At 44.8% G+C, this 14163-nt stretch carries 11 protein-coding genes; 7 read left to right on the top strand and 4 right to left on the bottom strand.

The genetic code is table 11. The annotated features are described in order from the left end of the window. Positions 1 to 2 precede the first annotated feature (2 nt). Positions 3 to 590 (bottom strand): YceI family protein, encoded by a 588-nt coding sequence (locus P2G54_RS02485; protein ID WP_275867858.1) that lies wholly within the window; start codon positions 588 to 590, stop codon positions 3 to 5. Between the two features lie 358 nt (positions 591 to 948). Between P2G54_RS02485 and ppsA the strand changes: the two genes are divergently transcribed. Next, the gene (gene ppsA, locus P2G54_RS02480; RefSeq protein WP_275867856.1) at positions 949 to 3321 is read left to right on the top strand and encodes a phosphoenolpyruvate synthase; all 2373 of its coding nucleotides are present in this window, start codon (positions 949 to 951) and stop codon (positions 3319 to 3321) included. Between the two features lie 122 nt (positions 3322 to 3443). After that, entirely contained in the window at positions 3444 to 4448 is a 1005-nt protein-coding gene (gldB, locus tag P2G54_RS02475) for a gliding motility lipoprotein GldB (protein WP_275867854.1), read from the top strand. Here the strand turns inward: gldB and P2G54_RS02470 are convergent. Genes P2G54_RS02470 through nth form a run of 3 tightly spaced genes read right to left on the bottom strand, consistent with a single transcriptional unit; the run spans position 4411 to position 8077 of the window. Beyond that, positions 4411 to 5634, bottom strand: coding sequence for a glycosyltransferase family 4 protein (locus P2G54_RS02470; protein ID WP_275867852.1), 1224 nt, complete (start codon positions 5632 to 5634; stop codon positions 4411 to 4413). The genes gldB and P2G54_RS02470 overlap by 38 nt on opposite strands. Next, a complete protein-coding gene (asnB, locus tag P2G54_RS02465; RefSeq protein ID WP_275867850.1) occupies positions 5631 to 7406 on the bottom strand; it encodes an asparagine synthase (glutamine-hydrolyzing) in 1776 nt (591 codons plus the stop codon). Before asnB ends, P2G54_RS02470 begins: the two co-directional genes overlap by 4 nt. Continuing rightward, positions 7406 to 8077, bottom strand: coding sequence for an endonuclease III (gene nth, locus P2G54_RS02460; protein WP_275867848.1), 672 nt, complete (start codon positions 8075 to 8077; stop codon positions 7406 to 7408). The genes asnB and nth overlap by 1 nt, the downstream gene beginning before the upstream one ends. A gap of 213 nt (positions 8078 to 8290) precedes the next feature. On the opposite strand from nth, the gene P2G54_RS02455 reads away from it, so the two are divergent. From P2G54_RS02455 to P2G54_RS02435, 5 genes are all read left to right on the top strand, one after another. After that, a complete protein-coding gene (locus P2G54_RS02455; protein WP_275867846.1) occupies positions 8291 to 9415 on the top strand; it encodes a P1 family peptidase in 1125 nt (374 codons plus the stop codon). An 85-nt stretch (positions 9416 to 9500) separates the two neighbouring features. Then, positions 9501 to 11288, top strand: a complete 1788-nt coding sequence (locus P2G54_RS02450) for a patatin-like phospholipase family protein (protein WP_275867844.1) — start codon at positions 9501 to 9503, stop codon at positions 11286 to 11288. Between the two features lie 70 nt (positions 11289 to 11358). Further along, entirely contained in the window at positions 11359 to 12873 is a 1515-nt protein-coding gene (locus tag P2G54_RS02445; protein WP_275867842.1) for an amidase family protein, read from the top strand. Between the two features lie 24 nt (positions 12874 to 12897). Further along, the gene (locus tag P2G54_RS02440) at positions 12898 to 13563 is read left to right on the top strand and encodes a heme exporter protein CcmB (RefSeq protein ID WP_275867840.1); all 666 of its coding nucleotides are present in this window, start codon (positions 12898 to 12900) and stop codon (positions 13561 to 13563) included. A 181-nt stretch (positions 13564 to 13744) separates the two neighbouring features. Beyond that, positions 13745 to 14161, top strand: coding sequence for a hypothetical protein (locus P2G54_RS02435; protein ID WP_275867838.1), 417 nt, complete (start codon positions 13745 to 13747; stop codon positions 14159 to 14161). Positions 14162 to 14163: the final 2 nt, after the last annotated feature.

Below are 14163 nucleotides of genomic sequence, written 5' to 3'. Positions count from 1 at the left end.
AATTAAGGATTAATTTCTTGGGAAAATGTGGTATTGAAGGAGATGTTGAGTTCATCCCCGGTTTTTATGGTATTGAATACCGCAGTAGGCGGATCCAATGAAAACTGTGTGAATTTTATGGGATGGGTTCCTGTAAACTGTACCGTGTTCCCTGTCAATTTATAGCGAACATCCATTGTGATATCCCGAGAAGTGCCGGATATCGTCAACTTACCTTTGGCTTTGATGAGATCGCCTGTGATTTGGTTGACCTCAAGGAGTTGAAACCGGATCACTGGAAATTTTTCCATAACAAGGGCCTCGTAAGCATTTTTGTCCATAGAGGACTTACCGCTTTTCAGACTCTTTACCGGCACTTCCAGCACCAAGGATTGAATCCCGGAGATCTTGTTGTTTTCCAGACTTACACTTGCCTGGCCTTTAATTCCATCTTTTGCAACCATGTGCCAGTCATGGATGGTAGATGTACCGGAGACTTTTATCTCAGGAACTCCAGAAAGCTTGAATGTTTGTTGTGCTTGAACCTGTAGACCAAGGAATAGCAACAGTCCCATAAGTATCAGGTTTCCTATTAGATTTGACCTTTTCATAACGTTTAAAGGTTTGGTTTTTTCCTTTTGATAGATCAAATGTAGAGGCACCAACGGAACTAAAAGTTGACAAGAATTGCAGAAAAAAGTGATTTTTATCACCTAATTTCCGGGCTCTACTTGTTAGATTCAATATTCTTTTTTTTAAAAAAACTCTCTTAAATATCAATCAAGTACAATTTTTATAGGTATAGTCATATATACATAATTGTTTTGCCTTCTCTCCTCTTTATTTACTACAATACTAAAGCAGAAGACTAATTCAGAATTTTGTTTTGACTCTAAACAAAAGAAGAATGAATAATTCCTTTCAGTTATAAGAAAATCATTCCTTAACTTTTGTATACATTCAAAAATCATGGAAGCCTTGATCAAAAAATTTTCGCAGGTAGGGATTAAAGATCTGCCCTTAGTCGGAGGAAAAAACGCCTCTTTGGGTGAAATGTATCAAAATTTGACCCCAAAAGGCATACGAATCCCCGATGGATTTGCACTTACTGCGGACGCTTACAGACTTTTTATTGAAGAAAACAGGCTTGCGGAAGTGATACAGGAAAAGCTGGACAAACTCGACAAAGTCAATTACTCAAATCTTCTTTCGATTTCCAATGGGATTAAAAAGAAAATCCTGAGTGGAAATATTCCCGAACAACTTATAAAGGAAATCCGAAAGGCACATGCTGAATTAGAGAAATCCAATGGATTCAAGCCTGATTTGGCAGTCCGAAGCAGCGCTACAGCCGAGGACCTTCCCGGTGCCAGTTTCGCAGGACTACATGAATCCTTTCTCAATATTCAAGGAGAGAAGGCCTTGCTTCATGCTGTCAGTTCCTGTTTTGCTTCTCTTTACAACGCACGGGCAATCAAATACAGAATCGACAAAGGTTTCGATAAAATTGAAATTGCCTTATCTGTAGGAGTTCAAGTCATGGTCCGGGCGGATTTAGCCAGCAGCGGTGTTTGTTTTTCCATCGAGCCGGAATCAGGATTCAAAGAGGTGGTCCTGATCACTGGCTGTTGGGGGCTGGGGGAAAATATCGTTCAGGGAAAAGTAATCCCGGATGAATTTTTGGTTTATAAACCAGGCCTGAGAAAGAAACAAAGAGCCATACTTTCCAAAAAAACCGGCTCCAAAACCCAAACCCTGATCTATTCCAAAACTGGCGGGGTCAAAAATACCCCAACTCCTATTCAAAAACAGCGTCAGTTCGTCCTGAATGATGAAGAAATAACAGAACTTGCCGATTGGGCTATTTTGATTGAAGAGCATTATGGAGTTCCCATGGACATAGAATGGGCAAAGGATGGAAAAAGCGAAAAGCTCTACATCGTGCAGGCAAGGCCCGAAACCATTCATTCCGAACGGGACCCCTTCCTTGTTATGGAATATTTGCTCAAGGAAAAGGGCGAAGAAATAGTGCGAGGTAATTCTATTGGATCTGGGATTATTTCGGGAAAAGTACGGGTACTCCAATCTCCCCAAGAAGCACAACTCCTTAAAAAAGGGGAAATTCTAGTTACTGAAGTGACCAACCCGGATTGGGATCCCATTATGAAAAAAGCTGGAGCCATCATCACCGCCAAAGGAGGACGTACCAGCCATGCCGCAATCGTCGCTAGGGAAGTTGGAGCCCTTGCAGTCGTGGGGGCTGAAAATGCCACTTCCCTCCTCAAAACCGGGGATCTGATCACTTTGGATAATTCAGGTGGAAAGACAGGGAAAGTCTATAAGGGGAAGTTGAACTGGGAAACCAGAAAGCACAACTTCCGAAATATGCCCATGCCCAAAACCGATCCCATGTTGATTCTGGCGGACCCGGAACAGGCTTTTAATCTATCCTTTTATCCCAATAGGGGAGTTGGCTTGATGCGGATGGAATTTATCATCAACAACAGCATCCGGATCCATCCCATGGCTTTAGTACACTTTGACAAGCTCAAGGATAAAGCTGTCAAAAAGCAAATCCGGGAACTCTGCTTCGGCTATGAGGACAAAAAGGAATATTTCGTGGACAAGCTGTCCCAATCTATTGGAATGATTGCCGCAGCCTTTTATCCCCAGGATGTGATCGTCCGGATGAGTGATTTCAAAACCAACGAATATGCAAATCTCATCGGGGGCCGGCAGTTTGAAGTGGAGGAAGAAAATCCCATGCTGGGATTTAGAGGGGCTTCCAGGTATTACAACGAGCGCTATCAGGAAGGTTTTCGCCTGGAATGCGAGGCAATGAAACGGGTCAGGGAAGAAATGGGCTTCCACAATGTGAAACTCATGATCCCATTCTGCCGCACGCTGGAAGAGGGCAAAAAAGTCATCAAGATCATGGAATCCTTTGGCCTCAAACAAGGAGAAAAGGACTTAGAGATTTACGTAATGGCAGAGATCCCCTCCAATGTCATCCTGGCCAAGGAATTTGCGGAAATATTCGATGGATTCTCCATAGGCTCCAATGACCTGACCCAATTAACTCTTGGAGTAGACCGGGATTCGGAAGTCCTCAGCGGCCTCTTCGACGAAAACAACCCTGCCGTAAAAAGCATGATCAGCGAAGTCATCCACGCTGCAAAAAACTCCGGTAAAAAAATCGGACTTTGCGGACAGGCGCCCAGTGACAACCCCAACTTTGCTCAGTTCCTGATCGCACAGGGAATCAATAGTATTTCCTTCAATCCCGACGCCTTGATGAAAGGAATTGAAAACATGTTGCTCGCCGAATCAAAAAACACCTGAACCCGGCTTCAAAAATTTTTGGAGCATGCTTTCGTTTCTCCTAAACAAAAAAGGGATTCACTTGTAAATACCTGTGCAATCCATAGGGAATCCTTACTTTAGTTTCTGAAATTAACCAACACATGAGACTCCTTCGATTTTCATTCATTTTATCACTCTTATTCTTTGTTTTTTCCTGCAGTAAAAAAGAAGAAACCTGTGAACTGGATGAGGCCATCCTGGACCAACCTCTCAATCTTGAGGTAGTTCGGCTTGAGGATGAATTTTTCGGGGCAAAAAGCCAAAAGGATTTTCTACATCTCTTCGAAAAGTATCCGGATTTCACAAAAACTTACCTTCAGGCAGAACTCTATCCAAGCCTCGACACCCTGGCCAATGAGTTGCTTTTGGCACATCAGGATTCGGCAATGAGGGTACTCTATGATTCGGTAAAATTGGAATTTACAGACATTTCGGATATTCAAAATGATCTGGAAAACGCCTTTAAATACATCAAATATTATTTCCCTGAATTTCAGGCCCCACAAGTCTATACTTTCGTGTCAGGTTTCAATTCCGATTTGGTGGTTACAGAAGACCTTATTGTCATAGGACTGGACTATTTTCTTCCCCCAACCCATGAATTCCAGCCGGATCTGGCCAGGTATATGGCGGAGCGCTACGACAGGCCCTACATCGTACCGATGATTGTCACGGCTATTTCTTCCGGTTTCAACCAAACCGACCCCAATGACAACACCCTTTTGGCGGAGATGATTTATTATGGCAAGGCTTATCATTTCACCAAAGCCATACTCCCGTGTACCTCCGATCAGTACATCATAGGCTATACCCCAGATGAAATATCCGAATCCTATGCCAACGAAGAATACATTTGGTCTCATTTTGTTGAAAATGAACTGATCTACGAGACCAATCCATTCGAAATCCGAAAGTATATAGGCGAAGCCCCTTTTACGGACGCCATCAGTACCAAAGCTCCCGGAAGGTTAGGCAGATGGCTGGGCTGGAATATTGTGGATGATTATAGAATAAATCAAGACGTAGGACTTCCCGAACTCATGGCAAATCCGGATGCAGAACAAATTTTCAGGCAGTCAGGATATAGACCTCGTCCCCCGCAGTAGGAGGAAACTTTCCGGGATTCAGCAGATGAAGCAATCTTCTGACCGCCTGCTCTTTATTGAAATGAGTCTCTGCCAAGGCTCGGGAATTGGCCTGCATTTTTTGAATTTCCATTGGATTGGATTCCAGTGATTCCAAGATTTCCAATGTTTGGTTCATTTGTCCCGGAAGACAGGATACTCCGAGATGATGCTCTTTCACGAGTTGGAATACCCATCCTTTATGGTTGACCAAAATTGCCTTTCCCGCCGCAAGTGCATCAAAAAACTTATTGGGGCTGTTGGTCTTTAATACTGGAAAATGAGCAAAGGATATCCAGGCAAAATCAGCCAAGCCCAGCACCTCGTTTACCATTTTCTTAGGTCCAAAGGGCTGGAATTTTACTTTCTGCAAACCTCTTTCTTCAGCCGATTTTCGAAGTGCTTCCGCATGGCTGCCTTCTCCCATGATCAGAAACTGCCAGTTTTTCCCTTTTTCCTTGCTCAATTCGGCCAGATCCAAAAGCTCTTCCACCGCATTGACCTGTCCGATCGCCCCGGTATAGGCAATGGTCAACCGTTCCTCCAATCCATATTTGGCCAAAAGTTTCGGGTCTTTTGCCTGAGGGTAAAACCTTTCCAAATCCGAAAAATTGGGAATCAGACTGATCTGAAAACGAGGATTCACTTTGCGGATATATGCTGCTATTCCTGGGGAAAGAGCCACTATGCTCAGCGCATTTGTATAAATTCTGGCTTCCAGACGGTACAGGTAATTTTTTAAGAGGGAGTTCCTGATAGCCCCGACCTGAATAGGTGCCTCAGGCCATAGATCCCTCACCTCAAAAATATAGGGGACAGCCAATTTCCGTTTTGCCCACAGACCTATGAGCCCGGTAGTCAAGGGAGTAGAGGTGATGTAGAGCAAATCCGGTCGCCCAAGTTTGGGAAGCAATCGCTTGGCTTTTTGTACGAAGCTCAGAAAAGCAAATATCCTTTTCCCAAAACCAAATCCCTGATGATAGGCCACAGGCAAGTAGTGCACCTTGATTCCATCAATCCATCGCTGATCATAAACCCTGGAATTTCCTCCGGTAATCACCTCCACCTCTATTCCTGCATCCACCATTCCTTTTGCCAGATGATAAGACCTGACCGCCCCGCCTTCCTGAGGGGTTCGAAAATACTGATGGATATAAATGACCTTCATAACTTTTGCGATTTCACCCATTCTGCCAAAAGAAACAGATTATAAAGGGTTAAAAAATGATACTTCCCGGCTGTATCCTTATCCGTCAATAAGGCTTTCATTTCCGATGGAAAATAGTCCCCATACTCTTCCTGAAACTCTTCCAAGGCAGAAAAAACCCGCTTTGAAAATTCACCCTTTTCTGCAAACCACTCTGCCAGAGGCAATCCAAAGCCCATCTTTTTTCTCTTGGCCAACCAACCCAATTGCAGATCATTCAGGCAAGACTTGATCCAGGGTTTGCCCTTGAGCTGCTCTTCATCCCTTACCTGCTCCCAGAGATCAATCATCTCCTGATCCAAATAGGGACTTCTTCCTTCCAGACCATGAGCCATCAGGGCATTATCCTGGATTTTCAATACATCTTGAACCAAATAGACCTTACGGTCAAAATCCAGCATCTGCTTATACCAAGGCAAATTGGTATCAAATACCCGTTCATAATCCGAATACATATCCTCAGATACAGGTTCCAAGGCGGAGAAATTCAAAAAGGTCTTTCGAGGATTGGAATCCAGAGCATTGAAAAATTTCTTCCATCCCCTCCCTAATGGCAAGGACTGAAAAAGCTTGCGGTATTTCAGCAGAAAGTTTTTATGCTCAAGGTACTGGTCAAAAGCCCTGTGCCGCTGATAGCCTCCCCAAAGCTCATCTGCTCCAGCACCGGAAACCAGGACTTTTACATCTTTTTTCGCTTCCTTTCCAATCATCCAGGTCAAAAAGCCCGCTGAATCCCCAATGGGTAAATCCACCGCGTTCAAATAGGCTTCCCAATTATTGAAAAATATTGTTTGATTTATTGGGATCAGGTGGTGATGAGCAGGAAACTTTTCTACAAGGCGCGAAGCATAGGTAGAGTCCTCATATTTCTTCCTGTATTTTTCTTCAAGCTGAATGGTATAGGCATTCAAGGGTATACCGCTCTCTCTATACCACATGGCGTAGAGTAAACTGCTGTCCATTCCACCGCTGAGCATCATTCCTACCGGCACATCAGCATGAAATTGCTTCTGAATGGAATTAAGCAAAGCTTCTCTAAATCCATTCTGATTGGGAGTATCATTTCTCTTGGCCTGAAAAGGAATCTGATCCCATCGGAATGCAGAATGTTGTTTGATGACACTGTAACGCTCCGGCTTCCACTCCTTCACTCCCTTAAAAAAGGTCTTTCCCTGAAGTGGAGTGCGAAGAAAATAATAATTCTCGATCTGCCGCTTGTCAAACTGACTACCACCGAACTCGGCTATTGCCCTGGATTCGGAAGAGATGACCAACACATCCTGATTCTGGGAATAGTAGAGCGGCTTTTCCCCATTTTTATCCCGTGCTACCAAAACGGACTGGGAACTCAAATCCAGAAAAAACAGAACAAACATGCCTTCAATTTTTTCCAAACCATTGGTTCCATAAAGGCGAAGCCAATGAAGCAAAACCTCTGTATCGGACTGGGTAATGAACTCAATTCCCATTTTGACCAGAAGACTTCTGAGCTCCTTGTAGTTGTAAATCTCCCCATTCCAAAGCAAAAGAGATCTCCCGTCCGGAGACCAAAAAGGCATATCTGCATCCGGCCCGGTATGGAGGATTTTCAGTCTGCTGGCCCCCACCCAAAGTCCAGGCCAGGGAGAATAAGAAGCTTCTTGATCCGGTCCACGGTGACGGCTCATTTCAAGCATTTTCTGAATGCTCGCCTCATTGGCACCTTTTCCCCATATCAGATGAATGCCACACATCAGTCTTTGTTGTTTTCAACTACGGCCTTCCCGTAATGCTTCTCAAAATACTTACAAATCGGAGTGATGGGACATTCTTCACACTTTGGCTTTCTGGCCAAACAGATGTAGCGCCCATGTAGAATCAACCAATGGTGTGCCACATGAATGTATTGCTTGGGAATGTTCCTTACAAGATGCTTCTCTACTTCCAAGGGAGTTTTGGCAGTCATGGGCACCAAACCCAGCCTCCTTGACACCCTGAATACATGGGTATCCACGGCCATATTTGGCTGATTCCAAACCACGGAGGTGATCACATTTGCGGTTTTTCGACCTACGCCAGGCAGTTTTATCAAGTCTGCCACAGTCTCGGGGACCTCCCCTCCAAAATCCTCCACCAGCATTTTCCCCAACCCCAACAAATGTTTAGTTTTATTATTAGGGTAAGAAACTGACTTGATATAGGGAAAAAGCTCATCAAAATTGGAGGCAGCCAAATGCGCAGGAGTTGGAAAATCCCTGAATAACGCAGGGGTCACCAGATTGATCCGCTTGTCGGTACATTGGGCTGAAAGCACTACCGCTATTAGCAACTGGAATGGATTTTCATATTGCAACTCGGTTTCGGCGACCGGCATGTGTTCCGAAAAGTAATTGATAAAGGCCTCGTAGCGTTCTTTTTTCAGCATTTGGTCAATAAATGAATGTGGGGATTAAGATAACCATAAATAGAAAAACTACTTGGTGAAAATATAAATATGCACCATAAGTCAAGATTTCCATCCCGACTAAATACCAATTTCTTTCAAGGGTTCTGGAACACTCCAAAGAACAATTTAGGAATACGAATTAGTTTGAAGTTCTACAAAAATCCTATATTCAGGCTTTTCAATTTCTATGCAATGAAGCTACTTTATAGTACCCTGATTTCTATTTTGTGTATGTCCACCTCGCTTTATTCCCAGTCCCGTCCCCGTCAACTGGGTATCCCTTTTGGAATCCTGAAACCTGGCACTCTCAATGCTATCACGGATGTACCGGGAGTCAAAGTTGGACATCTTACCAAAATCCAAGGAGATGAGATCCGGACAGGAGTCACAGCTATTTTGCCACATGGGGGAAATATTTTCCAAGACAAAGTGCCTGCTGCCATTTTCGTAGGCAACGGATTCGGGAAACTCGCCGGAGTCACCCAAGTGCAGGAACTTGGAACATTGGAAAGCCCCATCATCCTGACCAACACCCTCTCCGTTGCAGCTGGAATAGAAGGAGCGGTTCGATATACCCTATCCCTTCCCGGAAATGAAAAAGTACAATCTGTGAATGCCGTTGTAGGGGAAACCAATGATGGATTTCTCAATGATATCCGGGGAATGCATATCAGCCCAAAGGAAGTCATGCAGGCCATTGAAAACGCCAAAGAAGGACCCGTCATGGAAGGAAATGTGGGTGCCGGAACCGGGACAGTGTGCTTTGGCTGGAAAGGTGGAATCGGAACCTCCTCAAGAAAGCTGCCCGAAAGCTTGGGAGGCTATACCATTGGGGTATTGGTGCAAACCAACTTTGGCGGAAATCTTCAAGTATCCGGAGTACCGGTAGGACAAAAGCTTGGAAAATACCCTTTCAAAGATGCCCTCGAAAAATCCGACGGCAGCTGTATGATCGTGATTGCGACGGACGCCCCGGTATTGGAAAGAAATTTGGAACGCATGGCCAAGCGTGCCATGATGGGCTTGGCAAAAACCGGTGGGATCGCCTCAAACGGCTCAGGAGATTATGTGATCGCCTTTTCAACCTCTGAAGGTTTACGCTCTCCATATTCAGCGGAGAGAAACCAACTTGAAAGCGCTGAATACCTCAGAAATGACGACATGACCTCCCTGTTTTTGGCAGTGATTGAGGCTACTGAAGAAGCAATTGTCAATTCACTTTTTGCGGCAGAAACTATGGAAGGAAAGGACGGCCATCTGGTAGAAGCCCTGCCCAAAGAAGAAGTGGTCAAATGGGTGACTGCAGCCCACCAATAATCTCCAATCCGGAATTTTAACAGAGAATTCCCTCCCTCAAGAAAAGAAGCAATAACCGATAAACCCAAGATAATAAGCGCATTGTATGCAGAATTTTAACGCCCATTACCACAAACTTTTCCACCAGCTTTTTGGAGGAATGGATGAGAAAACCCTGGACCAGATTTTTGAGATCGGCTCAAAAAAAGAACTGGAAACAGGTGCCTATCTCTTCCATCAAGGGGAAAAGGAAAACGTCCTCTACATCGTTCTATCGGGCCGCCTAAGAGCCATCCTGGAAGATGACAAAGGAACCAGGATTTTAGGGGATATCGGAGAAGGCGAGCCCGTTGGGGAGTTTGCCCTCTTCACAGGGGAACCGAGAATGGCCTCGGTTCTTGCCATTCGAAAGTCTGTTGTACTGGAATTTACCCAGGAAGAATATCTCGCTCTGGTTGCTGCCAACCCTTCCCTGGCCACCTCCCTGACCCAATTTGTAATCAACCGTCTGAGGAGAAATATTTTTCAAAAAAACCAATCTACTCCTCCCAAAAACATTGCCCTGATCAATCTACAACCAGACTTTGATCTCAGTCCCTGGACAGTGGATATGGAGAAATATTTCCGGGAATCCCATATCCCGGTTCAGGTATATGATTTCGAGTCCCAGGCAGAACATGCCGACCAGGCATTTTTTGACTCCCTCGAACAGCACGAGGGGATCAATATTTTGGTTTGCAGTGAAACCCATCCCGAATGGTCCCACCAATGCATGGTCTATGCGGATCTGGTGATTTTAGCTACTGGATTTCAGGAGGATTCCAGACTTCACCCTATAGAAAAGGAACTCAAGCTATATTCCAAGAACATACTCAACAAAAAAATCTACCTTTTGCTATTGCATGAGGAAGACGCTCCTTTTCCGAAAGGAACCCACCGCTGGCTGGATTCCAGAAATGTCAACCTGCATATCCATGTACGGCAAAACAACCTGAGGGACATCCGAAGGTTCTGCAGAATCATTACCAACAATGCCATTGGTTTGGTACTTGGAGGCGGAGGAGCAAAGGGTTATGCCCACCTTGGAGTAGTGAAGGCCCTGGAAGAGCGGGGAGTTGAAATTGATTTTCTGGGAGGAACCAGTGCCGGTGCGATTTATGGGATTTCCATGAGCTTTGCTGATTTTGATTTTAAAAAAATCGAGGAGGTAACCCAATTGGCCGTCAAATCCAAACTCACCTCCAATGACATGACCATGCCTTCGGTTTCCTTTTTATCCGGGAAAAAAATCCGAAGATTCGCCCAAAACATGTATCGGGATTATGACTTGGAAGACATTTGGGTTCAATCCTATTGCGTTTCCACCAACTTCTCCCGTGCCTCTGCCAAAATCCATGAGCGAGGGTTGATTTGGAAGCAAGTCATGGCCAGTATTGCCATCCCCGGCGTCTTCCCTCCCGTAGTCATCGACCACTATTTGCATGTGGATGGAGCAGTGATGGACAATCTTCCCATTGAACCCATGTATCGCTATCCTGTGTCCAAGATCATTGCGGTTTCTCTTTCCGGCCTTCCGGACAGAAAAGTTAATTATGAGGAAACCCCAAGTGGATGGGCACTTTTCTGGGACAAATTAAGAGGCAAAAAACGCTTTAAAATCCCAGGGATAAGTTCCTTGATCATCAATTCCCTGACCCTCAACAGCCTCCAAAAGCAGGAAGTAACCAAGTCCAAGGTATCCCATTATTTCGAACTAAACCTGAAAGGAGTAGGATTTATGGATGATAAAAAATGGAAGCAAATTCTGGATAAAGGCTATAAACAGACACAGGAATATTTAGACAGCCTGCCTGATGAGGAGCAGTTTTGGATAAAAAAATCAAAAAAAGATTGATTTGAATATTCCATTTTGACTCTAAAAAAAGAATATTTCACCAAACCAAGGAATTATTCTAATTTCCTGAATGAAGAATTGGCTCTATTTCACTCTTTTTTTCGCTTTGCATTTTTCCTGTTCGGAAAAGAAAGTAATATCTCTGGAAGAATTGACCATTGCGGAAATCCACCAAGCCTACACGGAAGGTGATTACAATGCGGAAGAATTGGTTCAGGCCTACCTAGACCGGATCCAAAGCAAAGATTCCGCGATCAATTCCATCTCCGAAATCAATCCCCAGGCATTGGAAGATGCCCGAAAACTGGACAATGAATTTGCCCAAACGGGAAAACTGAGACCCCTCCACGGCATCCCGGTCATCGTCAAGGACAACATCAATACCCTTGGCCTACCTACCACAGCTGGAGCCTTGGCCTTGGCTGACTTTTTCCCCGAAAGCGATGCCTTTATCATTCAGAAATTGAAAGAAGCCGGAGCGATCGTCTTGGCTAAATCCAATATGGCAGAGTGGGCATTCAGTCCCATGCATTCCGAAAGCTCCACCAAAGGAACCACGCATAACCCTTACAATTTGGAGCACGTCCCTGCCGGATCCAGTGGGGGAACCGGAGCTGCTGTTGCTGCAAACCTGGGAACTGTGGGTCTGGGGACTGATACCGGAAATTCTATCCGGGGCCCATCCTCTCACAATTCCTTGGTAGGGTTCAGAACCACCTTAGGCTTGATCAGTAGAGAAGGGATCGTCCCGCTTTATCTGAGAAACGACGTAGTTGGCCCTATGTGCAGAACCGTGGAAGATGCCACCCGGATGCTGGATGTTATAGCAGGATATGATGCAAAAGATCCCATCACCCGGCATTCTGAAGGGAAAATTCCCACTAGTTATACCGCTTTCTTAAAGAAAGATGGATTGGAAAATGCAAGAATTGGAGTATTCCGAACTTTAAGTGAAAACGATCCCAATCCGGAAATCTCCGCACTTTTCAATCAGGCCTTGAAAGATATGGAAGGTTTGGGAGCCGTCATTGTGGATTCGGTGGAAGTAGCCAATTTCCAGGAGCTCCGTCAAAATCAATGGTGCGCCAGTTTCCGACAGGATCTGGAAGACTTTTTGGCCACCTATGTCAAACGGGACACAGTTTCGACTCTGGAGGATGTAATTCGTATAGGCACCAAATCGGACTATACCCGGTCACGCATAGATCTCTTTCTGACCAACGAGGGAAGATGGGAAGAATCTGAAATCCCTTGCGGAGATGCTTTTACAGACCTTAGACGAATTGCTTTTCGAGAAGCAATTGAGCATGTGATGGATTCATTGAATTTGGATGCTTTAGTCTATCCGAGCTGGAATCACCCAGCGGCCAGAATTGACCATTTTCAGGAGGAATACAAAGGGGACAATTCCCAGATTATCGCTCCCCATACCGGGCAACCGGCATTTACGGTTCCAATGGGTTTTGTCAGTGGAAACCTGCCGGCTGGTTTGCAGTTTCTGGGAAGAATGTTTGATGAGCCCAAGTTGATCCAACTGGTCTATGGATTTGAACAGGGCACCCATCACAGAAAAGCTCCACATTAATTTTCCATCCCCTATCTTTGGGCCATGTTCAAGGAAATTTCCTTTTTGATCCGAAAAGAAATCACGCTGGAGTGGAGACAAAAGTATGCCCTTAATGGGATTTTGCTCTATGTGGTTTCGGCGGTATTTATCACCTACCTCAGTGTGGGTGCCAAAATGGGAAACCTTTCCGTTCCCACCTGGAATGCCCTTTACTGGATCATCATTCTTTTTTCGGCGGTCAATGCGGTGGCTAAAAGTTTTGTTCAGGAGCATCAGGGAAGGCAACTCTACTATTACATGATCGCTTCACCCGAGGCAATTATCCTTTCGAAAATCATTTATAACACAGGCTTGACCCTGATTTTGGCCCTTTTGGGCTATGGAGTGTTCTCGGTGATCTTGGGAAATCCCGTACAGGATCAGGGACTGTTTTTATTGAATTTGATTTTGGGTGCCATGGGATTTTCGGCCAGCCTGACCATGGTGTCGGGGATTGCTTCCAAAGCCGGAAACAATGCTACCTTAATGGCGATTTTGAGTTTCCCGGTGATCATTCCGATTTTGTTGATGGCCATTCGGATTTCCAAAAATGCCCTCGATGGATTGGACTGGTCGGTCAGTGCAGATAAACTGATTAGCCTTTTGGCCATCAATGCCATAGTAGGAGCTGCTGGCTATATTTTGTTTCCCTATTTGTGGAGGAGTTGAACCTTCGACTTCGCTCAGGTCAAAGTAAACAGTAGGCAAGTAGCAGCTGGCAGTCTCGCTCGGGATCTTTGATGAGACATGGAGGCCCACCTCTCGAAATCTGTTTAAATAAATCCCATTTTTTTCTTCATAAATATTTTACATTTTTAAAATCTTCTCAATTAAATCACCCCTCTCCCTAATGATTGACCGAAGATCCTTTCTGAAAATCTCCTTATTGTCTGTGACGGCATTTCCGCTTTTGCATACTGCATGTTCAAAACCGGATCCCAAACTGACCAGCACCTTATCCCTTCCAGGCACATTGATTCAATTTTGTGATTCCACGACCCTCCATGAAATTGGTAGTGCTTACCGGCAGATCAGGCCGGAGGAAGATAAGTTGGAAACCCTTCAGAAATTGCTTTTACGGGATAGCCTAGGAAATGAAATCAAATCCACTTCCGATATCCAATTCATTCAAGAGGCTATACAAAGCCAGGTTGCAGGGGATTTTCAAAATGGCCGGACCATCAAGATTAATGGTTGGATCATCTCCATCACCGAGGCACGTCAATGTGCTCTGTTTTCTCTTTCACAAACAAGCTCCCAAGACTAATC

Origin of the sequence: Algoriphagus sp. CAU 1675 (assembly GCF_029222925.1) — a bacterium.
GTDB lineage: Bacteria > Bacteroidota > Bacteroidia > Cytophagales > Cyclobacteriaceae > Algoriphagus.
Note: the sequence above shows the minus strand (reverse complement) of the source record. Positions and strands in the feature narration are given on the sequence as shown.